Genomic DNA, 22,365 nt, shown 5'->3' with positions numbered 1-22,365 from the left:
ACCAGAAAAAGTTTCAAAAAAACGATATAATATAAAAAAAGGAGTGATGAATATGAATTGGAACAGTCCGGTGGCTTTGAGATTGATTTACACGGGAATTGCCTTTTTCTTAATGCTATTGATCCGATGGGGATTAAATCGGCTAATTTATAGAAGGATTGAAGAGGCCGAGCGACATTATCGGGTCAAGAAAACAACGAACTATGTTCTTTTCTTTCTATTCTTGATTATCCTTGTTTTTTTATGGAGTGATCAGATGGGTTCCTTATCCACCTTTTTGGGCCTATTGTCAGCGGGCCTTGCCATTGCCCTAAGGGATTTTCTAGTGAATCTTTTTTCTTGGTTTTTTATCATTACGCGCCGTCCCTTTGAAGTGGGCGATCGAATCGAAATTGCTGGGGTGTCTGGGGATGTGATCGATCTTCGTATCTTTGAGTTCACGGTTCTAGAAACCAGTCCAAAAGAATATGCAGAACAGAGCACTGGCCGTGTCGTTCATGTGCCTAATTCTAAAATTATTACAGAACCTTTGACCAATGCAACCAAAGGTTTTGGCTATATTTGGAATGAAGTTGGCGTCCTCTTAACCTTTGAAAGTGATTGGGAAATGGCCAAAGCACGATTTCAGTCTATTATCGATGAGCAAAATATAAAGATTGCCAAGGCGGCTGAGGATTCTCTTCGCAAGGCGAGCAAGCGTTACTTTATGTATTATTCTAATTTAACACCGATTGTGTATACCTCGGTGGAGAATAGCGGAGTATTATTGACTTTTCGCTTTCTATGCGAACCTCGACAGAAGCGGGGAGAAACGGAAAAGCTTTGGGAAGCCATCCTGCAAGTAATTGCCAAAGAGGATCATTTGGAATTGGCTTATCCAACCTCAAGGGTTTTGCGAACTGAAAATAGTTAGAGAATTGAGAAGAAGCGTCAGTTTACTGGCGCTTTTATTAAGCAAGAAATTAATTAATAATATTAACTTGAATATTAATTATATTAAATACTTGTTTCTATAGAACAAGATATTGGGGTCGACAAGCTTATATCATCAATATATCTAGTATATATGTTGAATATATTAATTATAACATTAATATATTCAATTTTAATGTTGACAATATTAATTAATGGGTTTATACTAAAGATGGAAAGAGAGAAAAGAGCCTTGTAAATGATAGAAAATGAATCCAGTAAAGGAGGAAAACCTGATGTTGTTATTTAAAAAGATCTATCCAGCAGAACTCGAGCATTACAATTACGATGAACTCGATACGGGAATGGACCTCTTGCGCAAGATTGAGCATCTATAGAGTTAAAAGAAAGCCTAAGAAAAAATGAAAACCTAAATAAATTGGAAATCGAAGGAGAAGAAAATGAAAAATAGATTTAACTGTATTGCCGATGTAACACTAGCCGATTGCAAACAACAAGTCAGTCAATCAGGAATGGACCTATATAGAAAAATTGAGAACCTTTAAATAGAACGAAAAGAAAAGGAGAAAGTGATGAAAATGATCTTCCATATTTTGATTCCTGCTAGCATCTCATCTACCAATGATTTGAAAACGGATGAAGGCATGGATTTATATCGCCGAATTGAACACCTATAAGTTAGCTGACAAAACCAGAGGAGAGATCCTCTGGTTTTTTGATAGAAAAAACCCGATCACGTTTTGTGATCGGGTACATAATTGATGGCTATTTGGTAAGTGGGGCGAAACAGTAAGCTGTGCCTAGGTCGATGGTTGCTTGCATGCCTTCTCGATGGGTTCGCTCATAGGCGTGAGAAGCATCAACACCAGGGCCGATGAGTCCACATCGAATATCCCAGCCTGCGCGAAGGGCAGCTGAAGCGTCGGATCCATAGAATGGATAGATATCAACTTGATAAGTGATTTTTTTCTCTTCGGCCAATTGAATCAAAAGCTTGCGTATGGATAGATCGTATGGACCTGATGAATCTTTGGCACAAATGGTGGTCGCATGCTCGGTTGAAGTTTGCCCATCACCCATGGCAGCCATATCCAGTGCCAGCATTTCCACTGTTTCAAGAGGTAAAGCGGCTGAGGATCCGTGGCCCACTTCTTCGTATGGAGAGATAAAGAAGTGAATGGTGTGCGGCGGCTGCTCTTTCTGAGTCACTAGATTTTCGGCAATGCCCAGCATGCAGCCAACACAGGCCTTATCATCGAGGTGGCGCGACTTCAGATAACCGTTTTGCAGGTATTCGGTACGGGTATCAAAACTGACAAAGTCGCCAGGACGAATTCCAAGTTTTTCCGTTTCTTCTTTTTTAAAGACCTTTTCATCCAGACGCACTTCCATATTGGCATCGGTACGTTCTGTAGTACCTCGCGCTTCCTTGTAAACGTGAACACTGGTTTTGTCAAAAAGAATGGTTCCCGTATAGGTCTTTCCATCCAAAGTGGTAATGACACAGGTTTCACCTTCTACGCTTGTCCAAGCATATCCGCCCAATTGACTCAACTTGAGACGGCCGCTTCCTTTGACTTCCTTAACCATGGCGCCCAAGGTGTCCACATGTGCCGAGAGGGTTTTGGCTTTTCGTTGATCCTTGCCTTCAAGTGTGGCAATCAAAGCGCCTTTTTCCGTTAATCGAGTGGCAAGTCCAAGGGCCTCAAAACGAGATTTTACCCATTGAACCGCTTGACTGGTGTTTCCGGTTGGGGATGGGATGTTCAATAAACATACGGTCTTACTCATGGTATTTTCGATATTTTGCATTGTTTTTCTCCTTTAGCGGGCAGAATTTTGATTTTTCACTATGTTTTGATTATACCAGATGATAGAATGAAAAAAAACCAAGTGAGGGGGAATTCGGGGATGGAATCGTGGTTGTTAAAATTTCAGGAAGGGAAACGGGCTCATGCACCACAAGAAGAGTTGGTATCGATTTTGATGGACGGGATGAATCAGATCGAAGGAGAATCAACCCATTGGGTGTATTTTTTAGGAGCGGTAAAAAAACGCATGCGCCAGATGATGAACTTTGGTCGAATCCAACGAGAAGATATTTTCAATCTATCAGGAAACAAGGATGACTTCACCTTGAATTATCAACAGGTGGCGGAAGTGGTTTGGTTTGAGTTTCTTGTTGATTTAGCAGATCGTGATCGCTTGTTGAATTTTGATGCGTCAAAGGCGAAGTTCAGAACCTATGTTTGTCAGGATCTCTTGGCACCCGACAACCATGCGGGCTATACCCCCAGGGTGGATCGTATGATTTTGGAAGCCTTGGGTCTTCAACCCTTTAAATCACGACTCGACACCTCATCCTTTGACGAGTGGCTTTCGGATGATGCCGAGGCGCATCAGCAGATGAATGCGGGGGCTTATACCGAACTAGATGGCTTTGATGAATTAAGTCGTTATCATGACCTGGTTTTGAATCGAGTGACGAGAGGTGTGCCGGAACGTTTGGCTTATCTGTATGGGATCTGGTATACGGCCATCGAAAAAATGCCCAATGTGAACCAGACCGTGATGCAGGAACTTTCTGATGAAAGCCTTTTTTTTGACTACTCTCGATATGAGCGTAATGTTCGCCTGCGATTCAGCACCGATGAGGTCTTTGCCCACAATCGATGTATGACTTTGATGAAAAGCAGTCATGGCAAAATTTTGCTCGGGGAAAGCTCTTATGCCAGTCACTATAAGATAAGTGAGGGAAGGGTGGAGCCGCCAGTGATGAAATTGGATGATTCAGTGCAAAAGAAGCTGGTCAAGCAGGTCGCTAAATGGCGAGAACGGGTGAAGGGAGAAATTGCAATGTTTTGGGTTGAAGGAGGGGCGGATCATGCATATTGATGTCGGAAACTTAAGCGGATATCTCGCCTACCTGCGAGGGGAGTGGAAAGATGGTGTTAGTCCGGCACAAGCCAAGCGGTGGATGGAGATTCAGAGCCATTTGAAATCTTGTGAAGTATGCCAAAAACACGCACAGGCTTTGAGGCAGGTTGATCGAATGGAGAAACGTGTGATCGAACGGTTGACGCCCAAGTCAAAATGGGATCAGCTTGTGATGAAGATGGCAGACTCTTCGTGTGTATTTGAGATTCGGATGAAAAACATGTTTGAATCGGCAGAGATATCTTTGCGGGAAGCAGGGGTAGGGAATCAATGGAAACCCATAGCGGTACGTGGTGAAAGCAGCGAGTGGCAAGGTCGTTTTCAAGAAGATGAAATGCGAATGGGTGCTGCTGCTGGCGGTATTTATGTGGAAGGAAAGCCTTCTGTCCAGGTATTTGTCTTTGAACGCAATAAGGACGGGCTGGCAGGTAACCTTGTTTATGAGGGCCAGGCCGACGGCTTGGAAGAAATTGATTTCCAAGCTGGAGACTATCTTGTGATTGTAAAAGAATGAGGAAGTAAGAAAGGGCGTTCCATGAAGTGGGACGTCTTTTTGTATGCGAAAAAAAGAAGACCTTCTCCCGCAAAAGAAAGAAGTGGGTGAAGGTCTTTCTGGGATAAGGGAGAAGAAGGTCATGGTAAAAAGAATTGAAAAAGAATTTTTTTTGAAATTTGCTGGGGAAAGTGTGAAAAAAGGTCCTAAGAGAGAAGTAAGAAAAGCTTCCGGGTCAAGAGAAAAGCGCTCAGGGTCTGGGAATGAATCACTATTAATTGAATGAAAACGAAAAGGAGGAAGAAAAATGGCGATTAACACGTTTACAAGAGATGCGGAAATTAACAAGGAGGTAGCCTATATTTTAGAGGAAAATGCTGAAATTCTTGACAGTGGCCAGGAACGCAGATATCTGCAATTGATTTTGGATATGTCGGGGTCTGTATCCCCCTATGTAAAGATTATCGAAAATGGTGTCAAGCTTTTGGTGGAAGGCTTGCGGGAAGATCCCTTGTCTGAATCCAGTATTGATATTGGAATCACCACCTTTGGTACGGATATTGAGATGGTGGCTCCAACATCCATAACAGAATTTATCATGCCATCGTTTAAAACCCGGGGAGCGACGGCCATGTTTGAGGCTCTTGAGGCAAGTTTTGAAACCGTAGAGCAGACCAAGCAGCATTATAGAGACAATGGCATGAGTTATCGTCGTCCCATCGTTGTCTTGATGACCGATGGATATCCAACTGATGTACCCATTCAGGACCGTAAGTTCCAAGACTTGATTGGCCGCATCCAGGATGGCGAAAATCAGAAGAAGTGGATGTTCTTGCCCTTGGCCATCGACCACTCCTGCATGAGTGCGGTGGATCAATTGTCGACAAATGGCGCAAAGGAATTGGATCCAAAAATGATTCTTTCCTTTATGAAGTGGCTTTCCAACTCCATTAATACAGCGTCAAACCAGGCATCGGATCCATTGGCCAAAAATAATCCGGCTATGTCGGATTGGGAAATTATCAATAACTTGAGCTAAGGAGGCAGATCATGAACGCATGGATGCAGTGGAAGCGAAAGCGAATTCTGAAACGAGAAGAGAAAAACGGATTGCCCCGTATCTATGCGGCCAGCGTTCCTGGACTGAAGCATGATAAAAAGAAGGAGGCGTGTGAGGATGCGACTACAAAGACGACGATTGACGCGGAAACTGCGGTACTGGTTGTGGCGGACGGGGTCAGCTCTTGCCGATATGGGGGCAAGGGGGCAAGGGTGGCTGCGGCTGCTGCAAAAAAAGAGATTCGACTTCAGCTCTTGGATCATCCGGATCCAACAAAAAATCCAGAAGCTTGGATGGCGGCACTCTTTGCGAAAGTGCGCAGACAGCTTGTCAGAAGTGCTGACCGATTGGCTTGCAGTATTCAGGATATGGGCACCACCCTCTTGGTGGGGGTCTATCAAAAGCCGGTTTGGATTGTTGCCCAAGTGGGCGACGGGGGCATTGTCGCTAAAAAAGGCACCAACTTCGAGGTCGTCCTCGCAGGTCGTCCACAGCAGCAAGAAAATTGGGTGATTCCCTTAACGGCGCCTAGATGGTTTGAGGATATTCAGGTGAAAGTGGTAGAAAACCCTGACTGGATTGCCATGTTTTCTGATGGTCTCGATCGCCTGGTCTTCGATTGTCAACCGGGCAAAAAGACTTTAAATGAAAAGCGAACCATGATTTTTGAAAAGGTATTTGAAAAGGCCGATTCTGTAAATGGTGATCAAATTGTCAAACAACTTTTGAATGTGCAATCAGTTGACCGATTGAGTTCTGATGATAAAAGTCTTGCCATTGCCTTTCGGCGGGAGGGAGGAGCAAAGTGAGAGCCATGCAAAGAAATTTTTATCGAACGGGTACCCATGCGGTTCGAATTGCCCTGGCTATTGGGGGCATCTATTGGTTGAAGCAGGCCCTAGTCTTACCGGGTTATGTGCCTTGGACCATTGCGTTGATGAGTTTTGTGATCGCTAGTCGTGATGGGAAAGAAATTCGAGCCTGCCTATTGGCGGCAGCTGCCTTTTACTTTTTGGCATTTGCCATGGATGAACTTGGAACAGAGACGATGTGGATTGGTTATGGGGCAGGAGTAGAGTACTTTTTAACATTTGCCATTGCCTTTACGGTAATGTTTCATTCCATGATCTCTTTCCTTATTCCGATTTATGCGGCTTTTGTAAAGAGGATCAATCCATAGGGCGATAGATTGGGCTGTGACGGCCGGGTCCGTTAGGGAGGAGGGGCTGGGATGAATGTGTATGATCAATTTGGAAAAGTGATTATTTTAAGGAATCAATTGGGTGCTGGCGGCGAAGGAAGGGTCTACCGTGTTTCTGGGTCAGAATGTGCGAAGATCTATGCAAAACCGACTCATTTTAAAGAAGCAAAAATTTGTACAATGATTGCGAAGCCACCTCGGCTGCTGACAGATCCAAACTGTAAGAACGGCCGGGTCGCTTGGCCGACAAAAGCTCTTTATGATGGTCCAGGAGGACATTTTATTGGCTATGTCATGCCCCTGATTGAATTGAATCGATATCAGGAATCCGAGGTCATTTTCATAGAAAAGCAGCGGACAAAGAAATTTGGCGAGCGATTCTCCTATGAGCACCTTATGATAGCCGCCTATAATTTTGCCATGACAGTTCACTGTATCCATCAGGCGGGTCATTCTGTGGGGGATCTGCGAGAAAAGAATATCCTGGTAGATGCTTCAGGCCAGGTTTGCCTGGTGGACTGCGATTCTTTTCAAATTATGGATCCTGCGAAAAAGCGATTTTTTGCATCCCAGACCTATACACCTGCATATTTGGCTCCAGAGTGGACTGACAAGGATCTTTCCAAGACCAATCGAAGAGGGAATGATCACTTTGCTTTGGGCGTTTGGATTTTTCAAATGCTGATGAATGGCATGCATCCCTATCAAGCCCGGGGAGGCAAGGCGGATCATGCGCCTTCCTTGTCGGAAAAGATAAAAAAAGGCACCTATCCCTACGCGCGGGCAAGAGGTTTAAAACCGCCGGTGGCGGCACCTGATTTTAATCAAGTGCCAAGGAGTCTTCAGCTTTTATTTTTGGCGTGTTTTGTCAATGGATATCGAGACCCAGATGCTCGTCCTCAGGCCTTGGCCTATGCGGATACATTGAAGGATGAGATTAAGCGCTTAAAAAGCTGCCAATCAAATCATAATCATCGCTATAGTGGCGATCGAGCATCCTGTCCCTTTTGCGCGACGGCAAGACCAGTTAACCCTGTAGGAAAAAAGACCCCGGTTAAACGGTCGCCATTCGTCAAGCCACCAGGTCCTGTGCCAGTTCCGGTATTGACGAAACAAGTAGTGCCCATGATAAAAAGATGGGTTTCTAGGACGATCCATTTTCCCCACCTACCGACTTGGATACACACTTATGGGCGGGGATCATCGACCATGGCATCGAGGCGCGCTCTTGTACAACTGTTATCGAGAGGAATTTTACTCGTCCTGCTTATTGTTGGTCTTCTGGGTCTTGGGCGGGGGCTTGCAGGTTCTGTGGGATCTCTTTCTTCACCTGGATTGGCTCAAATGCCGAAAACCGCTTTTGTTGAAGAAGATAGCCATCATTTTGGTCAATCAATCGCTAGGATGATTGATAGGATTGTCGGCCTGCCAGGTCGGCTCTTTTCCGACAAGGAGGAAGATCCAACATCCATTGAAGCCAGTCAGACGGTCCAGGAATCATCAACGATCAATACGCTTCAGTTGGAAGATTTCACTCTTTGGTATCGGGGTGGCCTTCTTTATCAAAACCGGTGGAATGAGCCACATTTTAAAGAGGACCTGCGGATTGACGGCTTGGTCCAGGAGAATGGCTTTGGCACCTATATCCGCCCCGAGGAAGCCGATGATGGAGCACATCGTATGCAGATCGAGCTGAAGGCGGAACGAACGGGACTGGTAAATATTCATTACGGGGCAGAGTCTTGGTGGTGCTGGGCGCCAGCCTATGGGCAATATAAGCTTAGTTTTTCAGTCCAAGGGAGAACCTGCAAGGAGACAAGGTGGCTTGAGTGGGATGAGACGGGAAGGATCGAATTGAATGTAGAAAAAGGAGAAACGCTTTGCATAGAAATTCGTGAAAAAGCGGGATGGAAAGGAACCTTGAATCCAGTAATTGCCTTTGAGTGAGGCGGTTTTCATATCAGGTCAATCAAACATGGGGAGAATGACTAGGATCAGCAAAGTAAAAAGTTTTTAGAAAAGTTTGAAGTTACCGGGGAAAGAGGAAATTCTTACTCTAGAAGAGAATCAAAGAAAGCGAGGAGGAAAAGATGATGAATAAGGAAATGACAAGGGCAAGGATTCGATTGATTGGCAACATGAACAACTATGACCTACAGCGTGTCATGCTAAATGAAGTTGAAGGCATAGAGGATCGTGAGTTGAAGTGTTTGTTTCTGCAAGTGAAACAGGGTATTCTGGAGGATCGATTTGATCATTTGGATCAAGCCTTTGATCGCATGAAGGAAGAAAATGCAGGAAATACCTATCGAGCGGCCATGCGGTCTATCTTGGAAGAAATTCGTACGCTGCAGGAAGAGCGGTTCCAAGTCTTGGTCCAACGCGCAGACTGTGAAGTTGGTCTAGAGCAAGTCTTTGTACTGGGAAATTTGGTTCGCTTGTATGATTCGAGAGAAATAATGGATCAGGCGGAAGCGGCCATGAAGCGCGTGATTGCTATGGTTCAACGAAGTCATGAAAATGATCGTCAAGACGCTTGGAAAATTCTAATTGATCGCATTTCTGGAAGCCTAAAATGGATGGAGAAATTGCTGGCCTATGGCAAGGAAATGAAGGGGTCTAGTTTAAGAAAGCTATATGTAGCCTTGATATCTTCTACGGCGAAGGAAGGCAACGCACAAGAGGCATTAGAACGAACCCTAGAGGCGGCGGCTGTTTTAAAGGGAGAGGAATCAACGGATGTATATTTCATCTTCTTGTGGGAGACCTTAACATTTTTGAAACAGTTGAATTTGAAGAAAAGTGAACAGAGGAAATTATGGATCCTCATTCTTGAAACGGCCGATGAATTAAATCATGTGCCGGCTGTTGCCAAGATGCATGTCTTTCTAGCAAACTATGCCATGGGTGAGTCGAATTTTACCGAAGCCAAAAAGCATTTGGAGTCCCTTGAAGGCATTGTCGATGCCTATGGCTATGAATTACTCTTTGAAGAACATGCGGAGATGATCAAGAATGCCATGTCAGAGATGAAACGAAATCTGCCTAAAGCGGGGAAAAGATCGCCTTTGCGCTTGGTTGAAATCACGCCCCAAGAAATGGAACAATTTTCTATGGATCCTACAATCAGAAACTAAGACTGCAGGTAGAAAGAGGCGGTATCGGAATAAGGTGGAGGAGATTGAGATGAGAACGAATCGAATGGAACAATTGGCTGTGATTCCTGTATTTGGGGATTCGGCATTTAAATTAAAGCGATTGAAACATCTAAGACAGGACAGTTTTGATCAATGGGAAAATACTGAAAAGGCGGTTTATTATCAAATCGCCAGGGGTTTGATTGAGGAGGAACTGGAATCCTTTGATCGAGTAGCAGATATGAATGGCTTTCGAGAATTGCTTCGAAATCGATATGAAACTTTTTTGGCGCAGTCTCGGGTGGAGACAAGACCCAAGCATATGATTAATACTCTTTTCAGCCTATTTGAGATTGCCGACCATGAAGAGGGACAGGGTGAAGGGAAAAAATATCTAATGGAGTCCTTGCAGTGGATTAACAAGATTCCGCGGGAGGAACAAGAGGAATTGGGTCTCTTGATCATAGAAAAGTTCGAAAATCAGGGTGAAATTCTAGGTTTGTTTCAGGCGCAAGTGCTGGGTATTTGGAATGATGGCGATATGCTGATAATTACCCTTCATACATTAGAGGCTTTGGCTGAAGAAGGAAGGATGGATGATCGGGAATTTCTCGCAATCATTGAAGCAACAGATCGCTACTTGAGAAAGGCCAATCATCAGGAATATGTTTTGCGGCTGGCAACCCAAGTAGTTCAAATGGCAAAGCGACATGAAGTGAGTCCAGAGATAAAAATGAGAACTTGGAAACAAGCTTTTGCTGCTGCGGTAGAGATGGAGGAACCCTATACGCAAATGCTGATGTCAGTTTTATTGGGTGATCGGATGAAAGAGGAAAAAGACTTTAAAAATATGGTAACTTATTTAAAGGTAATTGACCAAGTGACAGCAATTTATGGGGAAGAAGCAACTTTTGGCGATAATTTTGATCAGATTAAAGAAGCAATCCATGAAATGAAACAAATCGTATAGAGAAAGTCTTGGGTGAGCTTGCAGCTATGCAATGAAATGTTATTGTCTAGACTGGTGCAGTGGAATCGGAGAAGAAAGCGTAGGGAGAATGCATAAAAAAAGATCCCTAGTTGATGAGACTAGGGATCTTTTGTATTCAAAACCCTCGTGGAGGTAGTCCATGTTTGAGTGGTGGACTGGTGGAGAGTTTGAAGTCAAATATAAGAGATATCTTTTGCCAGTTCTTTTAAGGCGTCATTATCTAAAATTCGGATTTGGCGTCCTTTTTTTTCAATCCAACCCTTTTTGACAAAGTCTTGCAGGGTTCGATGCAAATGTCGATAACTACAACCCAATAAGTTGGCAAGATCTGTATAGTGATTGGTTTTTACAAAACTGACGGATTGGTCTTCGTCAATATAGACCGTTAAAAGATAGGCTGCCAAGCGCGATTCCAAGGGATAACGGGATAAGGCATTGGCCTTTACCGATGAGCTATGAAACTTTTGGCTGACATGTTTGATTAGAAACCGCAAAAAAGGCGGATAATCCCAACAGGTTCTAAGTAAGTCGTCTTTATCAATTTCAATAAGAAGACTGGATTCCATGGCGGCAACCTCGTTGTGAAGTGGATAATCTTCAAAAAGCTCTAAATCACCTAAAATTGCAAAATTTTTATTAAATCCAATCAAATAGATACTGCCATCCTCTTGAAGGAAAAATATTTTCAATTTTCCTTTGACGAGAATATGGACTTTTTGCAAGGATTCACCGGTCTGATAAATCTGCTCGCCTGCCTCCATGGAAACCAAATGCATATTGGGCATTTGATCAGGAGGAAAGATTTGCTCCAATTGATGAAAGTGTAACCAGTATTGCAATTGTTTAGAATCATGAATTATTTTCATGGATTTCTCCTATCTGTAGTCTATAGCATTATTTTAGCATGTCAAAGGACATATGTCACATTATTGACAAAACTTTATATATTGATGTATTATTAGTTGGTATAGTCAACTAAGGAGTCTAATTATGGAAGAACAAATTTGTGGATGCGGGCGAGCTATTGCTGTCATTCAGCGTCACCTTGCAGCCTATGTCAATTCCGGCCTGAAAGAAACGGGGCTTACCTACGGATATGCGATGTTTTTGTCACATATAAATAAAAATCCGGGATGCTCTCAAACCGATGTATGCAGATATTTAATGATTGATAAGACGACTACAGCAAAGAATATTAAGAAATTGGAGACCATGGGCTTGATTCACCGTAAAAAGGACGAACAAGATCAACGGTTCTATCATATTTATTTAACGGAAGAAGGAGAGGTCGTTGTTACCAAAGTTCACGCGGTACTTCATCAAACGACATCCATTCTTTGTCGACAAATGACGCCGGAGCAAGGAGAGAAAGCTCAAGAAGTCTTGAAATTGATGGAAGAAAATATTTGCGGGGAAGTCTGTGGGCTTCATCATACATAGAATAGAGAAAAGCCAAAGAAACGGAATCGTTTCTTTGGCTTTTATTATGCAGATATACTAGAATTCGTTTCTCTCTTTGAAGGGTTTTTAATTGATTATTTCTATGTTTTTATGAGCGTTATCTAAGAATCCACATTTATTGTATGCTTACTCGGTGAACGAGCTTTGTCATAGGATCAACCTGCTCGATGACATACAAAGATGCTGTCCACTGAACCAAACCGGAATCTTGACGGGTTAAATGAATTTCCATGGTCGCATCTGTATCGCAGGGTAACTGCTTTAAGTGATCTTGGCAATCCAGAGAGGCGATCGGAATCACAATGCGATTTTTTCCATAAACAATTTCGAGATTTCTTGTTTGATCATTAACTTTTTCAAAGAGATCATTTACGGGTATTTGCAAAGTCACTTCTGCCTTCTCTGTTTTCAATAGAGCCAAATAATCGACTAGACCACTTTCTTTATCTATTTGTTTCATCAAACCAAAACCATGGTCTTTGAATCGTGCAGTGGTTTTTTCATTTAGAGTTCGTTCGCCTATTAAAGCTTTCATGTGTCCTTGAGATGGAGCGGGTTTCGTTTGTGTAGCATCCCACTTAACCAGATAGACGGTTGATTTTTCACTGCTAGAGTCCCAAGACGTGACAACCGTTTGATCGCCGTTTGCATCAAAAGACTTGACGTCGTATGGAATCTCTATGGTGTCTTGGAAAAGCCCCTCGGAATTTAATCGGTGTAATTTGGTCAATGGGTTGCCTGGAAAAGAGGATAGTTGCTCAAGGATTTCAAATCCATTTTTTGTTACCCGTAAAGTTGGAATCCATGTACTACCGTTTCTTTCTACGGGAATCCATGCTTGTCGTTCTAAGATGACGCGATTATTAACAATGGATTTTTCCAGTTGAATAATATAGAAATCAGAAGTGGGTGTTGCCGATAGTTCTTTTGCGTTTATAAGGACAAAAAGGGAATTTTCGGTCTCCCCAAAATCAGAACTCATGATCCGATTCAAGCTATATCCCTCTGGAAGTGCTTGGCCAAGTTCATTCTTTCGAAGGAAGGTTGGTGGATTATTTTCAAAGTTCATTGGATTATTGGATATCGAAAAATCACTCAGGATCAAGGCATCTGTCTGCCAACCGATTTGACTTTGAGAGAGGATGGTATTGCTTTTAATCCGGAAATCATTAGGCGCGAATCCAAGCGAGAAGCTTTCTTTGACGGTGGAGAAACTTGGATCAATTTCATAGGCGTTATAGCCGTTGTTTGTGAAGATACGCCCATCATCCGCTTCGACGAGAAAACCGAACGATCGATCAAAAATACGGGATCCATTGGTAGGGGGTGGAATAGGAAGAGAACGAATGAGTTGTCCCTTATTGGTATACTTTTCTAGGGATATCTGTTCTTGGTCAACACGTAAAACGACGACTTCGCCTGTTTGCAAAAGAATTACAGTGCCAGCTTGATTTTCATTAAGCTGAGTTCCATTAACGTGTAGGATCTCTTGCAAGCGGACATGATTTGCAATACTTTGTGTTGGGGAAAAGGAAGCGGTATCTCCAAAGACAGGTGAATTACAACTTACGAATAGACATAACAATAAAAAGCCAATAATTTTTTTCACAGAAACTCCTTTTTGTCTTTTCTTACAGTTTACCATAAAATGGAAAATCAAACAGAAATCTATTTTGCCAATGATTTGAATAATAAGAAAAGAATGATAGAGCGGAATCTAAACGATCAGAAAAGGAGAGACGGCGTAAAAATTACTCCGTTCTCTCCTTTTTTCCTTGTGCTTTTTGATTGTAAATAATGCCTGCAAAATCAGAGTAGCGCCAAGTAACTGTTTAGTTACAATGGGGTGTTCTTCTCGTAAAGTTCAAACTGCGTGGCGTTCGAACTCAAAGGAGGCTTAAGCTAGAGTGTAAAGCCTATAAAGAGAGAATTGGAATGATTGTGAAGAATCGTCTAAAATGATGTTTCTATACGCCGATTGCTTCCGAGTATAGCCGATTTTGAAATTCGATAGAAAGAACAAAAGTAAATATACCTTTTACATATGTTCAAGAATGACGTATAATATTACATATAACTTTTGACCGAAAACGCTTGATAGCACAGAAAAAATTCAACTATCGTTTGAACAATTGGAATTTGAACGAGGAGTGGTTGAAGGATGAAAGCGGTAATGAAGCAGGAAGAGGGCTATGACAAGATGGATTTGGTGGAAGTGCTGGAACCCAAGGTGAGAAAAGATTGGGTGAAAATCCAAGTTGCTTATTGTGGCATATGTGGTACAGATTTACTCGCATTTAAAGGACAGTACCCGAGTTCGCTCAGTCCTTTGATATTGGGACATGAATTTTCTGGCGTGATTGTCGAAATGGGGCCAGAAGTGAAGTGGTTGAAAAAGGGAATGCGTGTTGTGAGTGAAACGACCTTTGAAACATGCGGAGTATGTATACACTGTCGGGAAGCGGAGTACAATTTATGTTCAAATCGTATTGGAATTGGCACCCAGAAAGATGGTGGGATGGCTGAGTATGTTTTGGCGCCTCAAAGTAGCGTGCATGTATTGCCTGATAACGTGAAGCTTCGAACTGCTGCTTTGATGGAACCCTTGGCTTGCGGAATTCATGCGGGAATTGAAAAGGGAAAGATTGCGAAAGGTGAAGTGGTGTGCGTTTTTGGTGCTGGGGCGATTGGTTTATTACTTTCTTCAGTGGCTAAAGCGTGTGGCGCTTATGTTATTTCTGCAGGAATTGCTTCCGATTCAGAGCGTCTTGCTTTGGCAAGACGAATGGGAGTAGATCGAACAGTTGATCAATCTGTTGAGAGTATTGAAGAGGTGATTGCGGAATTAACGAAAGGTCTTGGGGCTGACAAAGTGTTTGAGTGTTCGGGTGCTGTTCAAGCATTGAATGTGGGGCTCAAAATTGTTAGAAAGAAGGGCAAGGTGATTCAGATGGGTGTATTCCCTCACCGCCATGAATCTATTGCGACAGAATTAATTCTACAAAAGGAGATTGAATATTTGGGTTCGAGAAGTCAAAAGCCCAGTTCATGGGAAAAAGCGATTCAATTGTTGCGGGAAGAATGTCTCAATGGATTAGACGAGCTTTCTAGTTTTGTTTTGCCTCTTGAAGAGTGGCGGACGGGTTTTGAAATAATGATGGATGGTTCGGCGATCAAGGTTTTGTTGAAGTGTGAAAATCCGGAAGGTGAGTAGCAGATTTCACTTCAAGAGAGGACGAAACCATATGGTATAATAATGGCGGAGATACAAACATCATAGAGAGGCGCTGATAAAATGGATATTCGAAGACAAATGGTGGTTAGAGCGGCAGAATTATATTATGAAGAGGCACTCAATCAAAATCAAATTGCTAAGATTATGGATATTTCAAGACCAACAGTTTCTAGGCTTCTTGAAGAAGGGAAGGCGAATGGGGTAGTTGAGATCGTGGTTCACAGCCCAGTTCGGAAGAATCCTCAACTTTCAAGCCAGATTCGGGGAAAATTAAATCTGCGAGATGTGATGGTTGTGGCAGGTATTTTTGATCATGAAATGGCTATTAAAAAGTGTTCCTTCGTTGCATCGCAATTCTTACTTTCCATTATGGAGAGCCATTACACTTTAGGTATATCCTGGGGACCACAGCTGGCTTATCTTACGGATATTTTGGAAGAACAAGAACTAAATAATATCAATGTAGTCCAGATGGTTGGCTGTATGGGGACTGGGAATTCAATTTATAATGGACTTGAGTTGGCCATGAAAATATCGAAAAAATTGCATGGGACATCTTCTAATATTTATGCACCGGTTTATGTGAAAAAAAAGGAAGTTCACCAGTATTTGCTACAGGAAAGTCAGATTGCGAATACGTTGAAAGAAGCGAGTGAAGTTGATGTGGCCATTATGGGAATTGGGTCATTGATGAATGAAAAGTCGACATTATCGGTCACCGGTTATTTAACGGAAGAGGAGCGACAAGAACTCTTGTCGTTGGGTGCGGTGGGTCATTTGCTTGCTCGATTTTTTGACAGGGATGGTGTTGAGGTGCAGCTCGCGAATAAATATGTGGTTTCAGCACCTTTGGATTCACTTAAGCATCCAAAGTGGTCAATTGGTATTGCAGCTTCGGCTTACAAGGCCGAGTCTGTACTGGCTGCGATTCGTGCAGGATACATCAATACGTTGATTATAGATGAAGCGTTGGCGGAAAAATTAATGGTATTAATATAACAATTAACGGAAGGACTCTTGGGAAACCAAGGGTCTTTTCTTATGTTGTAAAGTTTTTGATACGGATGGAAATTGCGAAAAAAGTTGACAAACAACACCCAATTTGGAATAATTGAGTTACCAATTGTTCACGCGAAAGAGAATATGTTCAACTCGGATCATTTGAAGGGAGTATTAAATGAATGAAAAAAGGCACAAGGTAGAGGACATTGAAAAAGCAGCAAATCGGATAAGAAAAAGTATTTTGAAGCTTGCAATGGAAAGAAACGGTTGTTATTTAGGACAAGCATGTTCGTCGGCGGAAACATTGGCAACCCTTTATATGGATATCTTACATTTAAAGCCAAGTTTGGGATCCATGGAAGCGCAGCCATTTCCAGGGGTTCCTTCAAAAAGCAATATGGATTATCCAAAAGGTTCTCTTTATCATGGAGAACAAACGGAAGAAGCGGATCGCTTTTTTGTTTCACCAGCGCATTATGCCTCTGTTCTCTATTGTGCATTGGCGGAATGTGGACGAATCGGGTATGGTGCAATTGAGAAATTCAATGTTGATGGATGGAACATGGAAATGATTGGTGCAGAGCATTCTCCTGGGTTTGAATGCACCGCGGGCTCATTGGGACAGACGATTAGCATCGCCTGTGGAACTGCACATGCACGAAAACTAAAAGGACACACTGGTAAGGTTTATTTATATCTGTCAGATGGAGAGTTACAAGAAGGTCAGGTTTGGGAAGCGTTACAGGCAGCTTCGTTTTATAAATTGAATAATTTAGTAATCTATATCGATGTGAACGGCCAGCAAGTAGAAGGCTATACGAATGATGTAATGAATATGGAGCCGTTAGAAGAACGATTGACCGCATTTGGAAGCAAAGTCATTTCGATAGATGGACATGATGTTTGTGCGATTAGAGCCGCCAGTCAAAAGGAGCATAAAGAGGGACCTTTAGTTGTTCTGTGCATGACGAATGCAGCTCACGGGATTCCACTTTTAGAAAAGCGGAAACCATTTTTACATTTTGTCAGGATTAAAGAGGATGAAATGCAGGATTTTAAAGAATATTATGAACAAATGTAAAGGAAGAGAGGATGAAAAATGGTGATCGAAACAAATACACATTCGAAAAGTATAATTCAATGGGCAAAAGACCATGAAGAAGCGATTGTGTTATCGGCTGATTTAGGAAGTTCTTGTGAAATCAAGGCGTTTTCCCAAATATATCCAGAACGGTATTTTTCTATGGGAATCGCTGAGCAAAATATGGTGAGCTGGGCGGCAGGCCTAGCTAGAGAGGGATATCGGCCTTTTTTACATACATTTGGTGTATTTTTATATCGTAGGGTATTGGACCAGTTGGAAATGTCGGTAGCATATCCAAATTTACCGGTTACCTTTGTGGCCTTTCTCCCTGGAATTATGACACCAGGGGGGACGACGCATCAGGCAATTAATGATGTGGCCGTTTTAAGAAATGTTCCAAATATGACCATTTTTGACATTGGCGATGCAACGGAAATTGAGTCGGTGCTAAAACTGACTGAAGAAGTGAATGGACCGGTATTTATTCGAATGCTGCGTAAAGATGTGCCGCGCCTGTTTCCTAAGGATCAACCGATGGAATTCAACAGAGGCCGCGTGTTGCGGGAAGGTACTGATGTTACTATATTTTCATCAAGCATTTGTACAGAAGAGGCGATGCGTGCAACTGCGGTTTTGGGAAAATACGGTCTTTCGATTCAACATGTTCATATTTCCACATTGAAACCATTTACTGATCCGTTGGTGATCGAATCGATCAAGAAATCGAAATATGGCACCATTACAATGGAAAATCATGTGAAAATTGGAGGGTTGGGTTCGGCTGTTGCAGATGTGATTGCGGAGAATGGTTTGAACAAAAAATTGATTAAAGTAGGCATTGACGATACTTATACTCATGGTGCTTCAAAGATGTATTTGATGGGAAAATATGGATTAGATGCAATTGCTTTGATTCGCGCTGTTGAAGAATTAACGAGTGATACTTACGGTGTGTCAGAAACGGATTTGGAAGAAATTAGATTTGTAGATTATTCTGCGGTATAGTGAATCAAAATAGTTCTTAATAGGAAACGGCAATTCATCTTGAATGATGAATTGCCGTTTCTGTATTGTGCCGGGCATATACATTTGCTAGGTGGTGAAAGTTATGTGGTAGCTTAATTATTCAGGATGATTTTTCTGGTTTGCGATTCGCTCGTTGGTTCCATAGGATACCCGCGAAAATTAGAGCGGCACCCAGCAATTGCTTAGGTGCAATTGAATGGTTAGTTATGGTGTAGTCCAAGAGAATACCCATTCCAACCTGACCGATAAAAATCAGGGTGGTAGAGATCATAACGGAGACAGAACCCATGGTCAAGTTGCTGATCATAACAAAGGCTGCTCCGATGGGGCCGCCCAACCAAGCGTACCAAGCAACGGGTTCTGATGAAGCGATAAAAGGAATCTGCAAGACGATCAAAATAAGAGCACTGATTACGGTGCCGATCCAATGATTGGCAAAGCTTCCCCCGGCGATACCCAAGGAGTGACCAAGCCGATAATTGACAATGCGTGCGCCGAATAAAAGAATACCGGCGGTCATGGCAAGTGAAATGCCTAAGATCATGACAACATCACCACCCCGCCTAAAATCATACAAATAGAGATTGCTTTCTCTTTGGTGAGTGGATTGCGTGCAAAGCCAAAAAGCCCAAAATGATCCACAACGATTGAAAGGATTAATTGTGTGGCGATCAAAAGAAGGGTTAAAACAAAAGCGCCGATTTCCATCACGGAATAGGCAATCATTACCGTGGCGAACACGCCGAATAATCCGCCTAAATAAGCGCTGGGATTAGTCTTTAAGACATGCAGCCAGACCAATGCTTTTCTGCGATCTTTCAGATAGAAGAAAAGAGCAAGGATGGTGCCGGTTAAATGAACCCAAAATGAAACGGCCAATAGACCGGTTTTAGCAGTGAGGACTCCGCTCATTACATTCGCTAGACTGATGATCATACCACTGAAAAGGATAAAGGGTATAGCAAGTTTTCTTTCCATGGATTTCCTCCTGTTCTTAGTATAGGAGATTGTTAAGAAAATAAATAGGACATGTGTCATAACGAGTAAAAAATAAGAAAATCGGGTAAAAAGATAATAAGGAGAAGGCAAGTGGTTTAAGTGGGGGGACAGGATCAAATAACGATGGGAACCATAAAAAACAAGGAGAGTAAGATGAAACGAATTGCAGTACTGGGTGCCGGAAACTCTGGGCTTGCCATGGCCGCTCACCTCACGTTGCTGGGAGAAGAAGTGTGCTTGTGGAATCGTAGTAAGAAGAATATTCAGGAACTGATGAAAGACAAGCGGGTGAAGATGACAGGAGAAGTGAGAGGGGAAGTTGCTTTGCATTGTATAACACCGGATCTAGGAGCTGCGATAGAGGCTTGTCAATGGATTATGGTGACAACGCCTGCGACGGCTCACGGCGATATCGCAAAACGCTTGGCTCCGTTGATAAAACCAGATCAGCGGATCATCTTGCATCCCGGGCGTACCTTTGGTGCCCTAGAGTTTGAGCGGACCCTGTTGAGAATGGGCGTAACCGAGTTGCCGGTTATTCTAGAAGCCATTACCAATCTCTATGCGGCTAGAAAGGTAATGAATAACGAAGTGCAGATTCACGGGATTAAGCAGGAAGTTCGATTTTCTGCGCTTCATCCGGAACGTTTAGCGGAAGCAAAATTGGCTTTGCCGGCTTTACTGGCAGAGATCTTTATCCCGGTGAAAAATATGCTCTATACCTCATTAGGAAATGTCGGCATGCTGCTTCACTGTGCACCTATGCTTTTTAATCTGGGACGTGTGGAGTCAGAAACCACCAGTTTTCGTTATTACAACGAAGGAATTACCCCCAGTGTGGCGGCTTACATAGAAAAGATGAACCTAGAGGTGCTTGAATTGGCTGAGCAAATGCGCATTCCCATTGAGCCTGTCGATGAATGGATGAGAAAGACCTATGGCTTGTCGGGAAAGAATCTCTATGAGTGTGTGCAATCTAATGAGGTGTATCGAAATATCATTGCGCCAAAAACCCTAAAAACACGTTATCTCTTGGAGGATGTGCCTTGTGGCTTGGTACCCATTGAAAGCCTAGGGCATCAGTTTGGATTGCCCATGACCCATATCGGATTGATTATTAATTTGGCGGGTGCCGTTATGGATCAGGATTTTCGGGCATCGGGCCGAACCCTAGAAAAGTTTGGGATCACGGTCAAGGATCTAGAGCAGTATCGATAGGAGGGATGGAATGAAAAAGATTGTAATTGGCGCATTGGGCGAAGATGTGCATGCGGCGGGTATTCATTGCTTCTCCATGCTTGCGCGGGAAGAGGGATACGAAGTTGTCAATTTAGGTAGTGCAATTCCGATTGCAGTTATGTTGGATACGGTTGAAAAAGAAAATCCGGATTTAATTGCTATTAGTTATCGGTTAAATCGGGAAGGTGCTTTTCAGATTTTAAGGCAGTTCCTCTTTGACCTAGAGGAGAGAGAATTGCGGAAGAACCGTCGTTTCGTCTTCGGCGGTACACAAGAAACCTGTCAAGTGGCCAGGGAGCTCGATTTATTTGAGGAAATCTTTGATGGGTCGGAAAACGAAATTAAAACACGGATGTACCTACGGGCTTCGAAAGAGGAGATTCATGAATTGCAACATCCCCAATCATTGAGAGAACGGGTGGATTGGAAATCGCCCTATCCCTTGATTCGCCATCACATTGGCCTTGATAGTTTGGAAGAAACAATCATTGAGGTAGAAAAGCTTGCGGAAAGCGAGTTACTGGATATCATTTCCTTGGCACCGGATCAAAATTGCCAGCAGTATTATTTTGAACCGGAGAAAATGGATCGCGCCCAGGATGGAGCCGGCGGGGCCCCCATCCGCACGGAAGATGACTGGAAGCGCTTGTTTCAAGCGACCAGACGAGGAAACTTCCCTTTGGTGCGCAGCTATGCGGGTACCAATCAATTGGATCGTTTTGTTGAACTTCACCATCGAATCTTAAACAATGCATGGTCTGCCATTCCAATTACTTGGTATTCGGACCTAGATCGGCGAAGCGAGCGTCCTTTGGAAGAGGCCATTGAAGAGAATCTGCGTGCGATTCAAAAAGCTGTTAGTCTTGGTGTTCCTGTGGAAACCAATGAGTCTCATCAATGGGCACTGCGTTATTGCGATGATGTAACAGAGATTGTGACCGCTTATATGGGGGCTTTTTTGGCAAAGCAGATGGGGGTAAAGGAATATGTACAGCAGATGATGCTGATGACCCCACCAAAATTATCTCCAAAAATGGACTTGGCCAAACAAATAGCCAAAATGATGTGGATTGAAAGCCTAGAAGATAAAAACTTTCGTATTTATCGAATGATTCGTACAGGTCTTTTATCTTGTCCTGCCGATGAGAATTTAGCAAAGGGTAATCTTATTTTTCAGATGAGTTATGGAATGGCGCTTAAACCGGACATTGTACATGTTGTTGCCTTTTGCGAAGCAAAACGCCGTGCAAGGGCAGATGAAATTTTAGAATCGGTTTTAATGGTGGACCAAGCTGTTCTGTTGGCAAATCGGGGTCTGCCAGATCCCATGTGTGATCCTGAAGTGAAGGAACGAGTAGAGGAACTCTTGGATCAAGGTGAGAAAATTTTTAGGAAGATCCGAGCTATAGGGCCGCTCCATGAGCCAAATACCCTGGTGGAAGCGATAAAGCAAGGGATCTTGGATGCTCCAGCCTTAAAGGGATTTTCTTTTGCTCAAGGAAAGGTAGAAACGGTTATTGAAGAGGGAAAATGCGTGCGCTTATAGTTTACATTTTCTTACATACCA

The 22,365-nt window shown here is 42.9% G+C and carries 22 protein-coding genes; 17 read left to right on the top strand and 5 right to left on the bottom strand.

Going from position 1 to position 22,365, the window contains the following annotated elements; all coding sequences use genetic code 11:
- The first annotated feature begins 52 nt into the window (after positions 1-52).
- Positions 53-913, top strand: a complete 861-nt coding sequence (locus tag AC25CA_RS15600; RefSeq protein WP_486814766.1) for a mechanosensitive ion channel family protein — start codon at positions 53-55, stop codon at positions 911-913.
- A 785-nt stretch (positions 914-1,698) separates the two neighbouring features.
- On the opposite strand, the gene AC25CA_RS15595 is transcribed toward AC25CA_RS15600, so the two are convergent.
- Positions 1,699-2,745: a M42 family metallopeptidase gene (locus AC25CA_RS15595; RefSeq protein ID WP_486814765.1), complete on the bottom strand. Its 1,047-nt coding sequence runs from the start codon at positions 2,743-2,745 to the stop codon at positions 1,699-1,701.
- 99 nt (positions 2,746-2,844) lie between these two features.
- Here AC25CA_RS15595 and AC25CA_RS15590 point away from each other — a divergent pair, with 99 nt between their 5' ends.
- The 9 genes from AC25CA_RS15590 (at position 2,845) to AC25CA_RS15550 (ending at position 10,731) form a co-directional block, all read left to right on the top strand.
- On the top strand, positions 2,845-3,828 hold the full coding sequence (locus tag AC25CA_RS15590) for a hypothetical protein (protein ID WP_486814764.1): 984 nt from the start codon (positions 2,845-2,847) through the stop codon (positions 3,826-3,828).
- Entirely contained in the window at positions 3,818-4,384 is a 567-nt protein-coding gene (locus AC25CA_RS15585; protein WP_486814763.1) for an anti-sigma factor, read from the top strand. Before AC25CA_RS15590 ends, AC25CA_RS15585 begins: the two co-directional genes overlap by 11 nt.
- Before the next feature lie 43 nt (positions 4,385-4,427).
- Positions 4,428-4,649, top strand: a complete 222-nt coding sequence (locus tag AC25CA_RS15580) for a hypothetical protein (RefSeq protein WP_486814762.1) — start codon at positions 4,428-4,430, stop codon at positions 4,647-4,649.
- A gap of 21 nt (positions 4,650-4,670) precedes the next feature.
- Positions 4,671-5,402 (top strand): vWA domain-containing protein, encoded by a 732-nt coding sequence (locus tag AC25CA_RS15575; RefSeq protein ID WP_486814761.1) that lies wholly within the window; start codon positions 4,671-4,673, stop codon positions 5,400-5,402.
- 11 nt (positions 5,403-5,413) lie between these two features.
- On the top strand, positions 5,414-6,232 hold the full coding sequence (locus tag AC25CA_RS15570; RefSeq protein ID WP_486814760.1) for a protein phosphatase 2C domain-containing protein: 819 nt from the start codon (positions 5,414-5,416) through the stop codon (positions 6,230-6,232).
- The gene (locus tag AC25CA_RS15565) at positions 6,229-6,603 is read left to right on the top strand and encodes a hypothetical protein (RefSeq protein WP_486814759.1); all 375 of its coding nucleotides are present in this window, start codon (positions 6,229-6,231) and stop codon (positions 6,601-6,603) included. Before AC25CA_RS15570 ends, AC25CA_RS15565 begins: the two co-directional genes overlap by 4 nt.
- Positions 6,604-6,654: 51 nt before the next feature.
- On the top strand, positions 6,655-8,571 hold the full coding sequence (locus AC25CA_RS15560; RefSeq protein ID WP_486814758.1) for a protein kinase domain-containing protein: 1,917 nt from the start codon (positions 6,655-6,657) through the stop codon (positions 8,569-8,571).
- Between the two features lie 143 nt (positions 8,572-8,714).
- On the top strand, positions 8,715-9,761 hold the full coding sequence (locus tag AC25CA_RS15555) for a hypothetical protein (RefSeq protein ID WP_486814757.1): 1,047 nt from the start codon (positions 8,715-8,717) through the stop codon (positions 9,759-9,761).
- 49 nt (positions 9,762-9,810) lie between these two features.
- Positions 9,811-10,731 (top strand): hypothetical protein, encoded by a 921-nt coding sequence (locus AC25CA_RS15550; RefSeq protein ID WP_486814756.1) that lies wholly within the window; start codon positions 9,811-9,813, stop codon positions 10,729-10,731.
- 194 nt (positions 10,732-10,925) lie between these two features.
- Here the strand turns inward: AC25CA_RS15550 and AC25CA_RS15545 are convergent, their stop codons facing one another.
- Complete coding sequence (locus tag AC25CA_RS15545; RefSeq protein WP_486814755.1) at positions 10,926-11,618, bottom strand: Crp/Fnr family transcriptional regulator; 693 nt, start codon at positions 11,616-11,618, stop codon at positions 10,926-10,928.
- A gap of 124 nt (positions 11,619-11,742) precedes the next feature.
- Here AC25CA_RS15545 and AC25CA_RS15540 point away from each other — a divergent pair, with 124 nt between their 5' ends.
- The gene (locus AC25CA_RS15540) at positions 11,743-12,192 is read left to right on the top strand and encodes a MarR family winged helix-turn-helix transcriptional regulator (RefSeq protein WP_486814754.1); all 450 of its coding nucleotides are present in this window, start codon (positions 11,743-11,745) and stop codon (positions 12,190-12,192) included.
- 136 nt (positions 12,193-12,328) lie between these two features.
- Here AC25CA_RS15540 and AC25CA_RS15535 read toward each other — a convergent pair whose 3' ends face one another.
- Positions 12,329-13,822, bottom strand: a complete 1,494-nt coding sequence (locus AC25CA_RS15535; protein ID WP_486814753.1) for a hypothetical protein — start codon at positions 13,820-13,822, stop codon at positions 12,329-12,331.
- A gap of 552 nt (positions 13,823-14,374) precedes the next feature.
- Here AC25CA_RS15535 and AC25CA_RS15530 point away from each other — a divergent pair.
- The 4 genes from AC25CA_RS15530 to AC25CA_RS15515 all read left to right on the top strand — a co-directional run bounded on the left by AC25CA_RS15530 (position 14,375) and on the right by AC25CA_RS15515 (position 18,539).
- Positions 14,375-15,427, top strand: a complete 1,053-nt coding sequence (locus AC25CA_RS15530) for a zinc-binding dehydrogenase (RefSeq protein ID WP_486814752.1) — start codon at positions 14,375-14,377, stop codon at positions 15,425-15,427.
- An 81-nt stretch (positions 15,428-15,508) separates the two neighbouring features.
- Positions 15,509-16,447, top strand: coding sequence for a sugar-binding transcriptional regulator (locus AC25CA_RS15525; RefSeq protein WP_486814751.1), 939 nt, complete (start codon positions 15,509-15,511; stop codon positions 16,445-16,447).
- Positions 16,448-16,625: 178 nt separating this feature from the next.
- Positions 16,626-17,531, top strand: a complete 906-nt coding sequence (locus AC25CA_RS15520) for a transketolase (RefSeq protein WP_486814750.1) — start codon at positions 16,626-16,628, stop codon at positions 17,529-17,531.
- A gap of 18 nt (positions 17,532-17,549) precedes the next feature.
- Complete coding sequence (locus AC25CA_RS15515) at positions 17,550-18,539, top strand: transketolase family protein (RefSeq protein ID WP_486814749.1); 990 nt, start codon at positions 17,550-17,552, stop codon at positions 18,537-18,539.
- 121 nt (positions 18,540-18,660) lie between these two features.
- Here the strand turns inward: AC25CA_RS15515 and AC25CA_RS15510 are convergent, their stop codons facing one another.
- Both AC25CA_RS15510 and AC25CA_RS15505 read right to left on the bottom strand, forming a co-directional pair.
- Positions 18,661-19,104 (bottom strand): DMT family transporter, encoded by a 444-nt coding sequence (locus AC25CA_RS15510; RefSeq protein ID WP_486814748.1) that lies wholly within the window; start codon positions 19,102-19,104, stop codon positions 18,661-18,663.
- Positions 19,101-19,538, bottom strand: a complete 438-nt coding sequence (locus tag AC25CA_RS15505) for a DMT family transporter (protein ID WP_486814747.1) — start codon at positions 19,536-19,538, stop codon at positions 19,101-19,103. The genes AC25CA_RS15510 and AC25CA_RS15505 overlap by 4 nt, the downstream gene beginning before the upstream one ends.
- Before the next feature lie 174 nt (positions 19,539-19,712).
- On the opposite strand from AC25CA_RS15505, the gene AC25CA_RS15500 reads away from it, so the two are divergent.
- Positions 19,713-20,777, top strand: a complete 1,065-nt coding sequence (locus AC25CA_RS15500; protein ID WP_486814746.1) for an NAD/NADP-dependent octopine/nopaline dehydrogenase family protein — start codon at positions 19,713-19,715, stop codon at positions 20,775-20,777.
- Between the two features lie 10 nt (positions 20,778-20,787).
- Positions 20,788-22,344, top strand: a complete 1,557-nt coding sequence (locus tag AC25CA_RS15495; protein ID WP_486814745.1) for a cobalamin-dependent protein — start codon at positions 20,788-20,790, stop codon at positions 22,342-22,344.
- The last annotated feature ends 21 nt before the right edge of the window (positions 22,345-22,365 follow it).

This window comes from Gottschalkiaceae bacterium SANA (genome assembly GCA_036323355.1).
Classification (GTDB): domain Bacteria; phylum Bacillota; class Clostridia; order Tissierellales; family GPF-1; genus GPF-1.
The sequence above is the reverse complement of the archived record's forward strand: the minus strand, read 5'-3'. Positions and strand labels throughout refer to the sequence as shown.